Genomic DNA, 681 nt, shown 5'->3' on the forward strand with positions numbered 1-681 from the left:
CATGGTTTGAAGCGTTTTGATGCAGGAGCTCAAGGTGAACATAAATTACTGCGCGGATTTGAGCCGGTGACGACGCATTCTTTGCACTATATACAGCACCCTGAATTTCGCGGCGCAATTGATCGATTCTTAGATGAGGAGCGAGAGCATATTGAGCAGTTTAATGAGGATGCGAAACGTTGGCTGCCCTACAAAAATGTAAGCCATAGCTGAATTTTAAGCACATTTATGAAAAGGCTTTACTTGGTTAAAAAATAACATTAGAATTCGCGCCCCTAAACAAACTGCGTTAAAAACCTCTTAACGGTGGTTTTAAGCAGTTAGAACGAATTTTTAAACGTATTAATGGTAATTTGAATGCCTTCTGTAAAAGTTAAAGAAAACGAGCCATTTGATATCGCTCTTCGTCGCTTTAAGCGCTCTTGCGAAAAAGCTGGTGTATTGTCTGAAGTTCGTCGTCGCGAGCACTACGAGAAGCCAACAACTGTTCGTAAGCGTAAAGCAGCTGCAGCGGTTAAGCGTCACGCTAAGAAAGTTCAGCGTGAACAGCGTCGTTTCGAGCGTCTTTACTAAGATCAGTAAACGCTTATGTCCCAAAATGGGCTGAAGGCCAGCATTAGCTCAGCAATGAAAGACGCTATGCGCGCTAAAGAAAAAGAGCGCCTAGCAACTATTCGTCTT

Annotated in this window: 2 protein-coding genes; both read left to right on the forward strand. The window is 43.0% G+C overall.

Annotated features, from left to right (window positions below):
• A partial coding sequence (locus tag A3762_RS00620; protein WP_197468899.1) for a peptidogalycan biosysnthesis protein occupies nucleotides 1-213 on the forward strand: 213 nt, incomplete at its 5' end.
• Between the two features lie 144 nt (nucleotides 214-357).
• Nucleotides 358-573 carry a 30S ribosomal protein S21 gene (gene rpsU, locus A3762_RS00625; RefSeq protein ID WP_068451124.1) on the forward strand — a complete coding sequence of 72 codons (216 nt, stop codon included), beginning with the start codon at nucleotides 358-360 and terminating at the stop codon, nucleotides 571-573.
• Nucleotides 574-681: the final 108 nt, after the last annotated feature.

It is taken from the genome of Oleiphilus sp. HI0125, assembly GCF_001635355.1.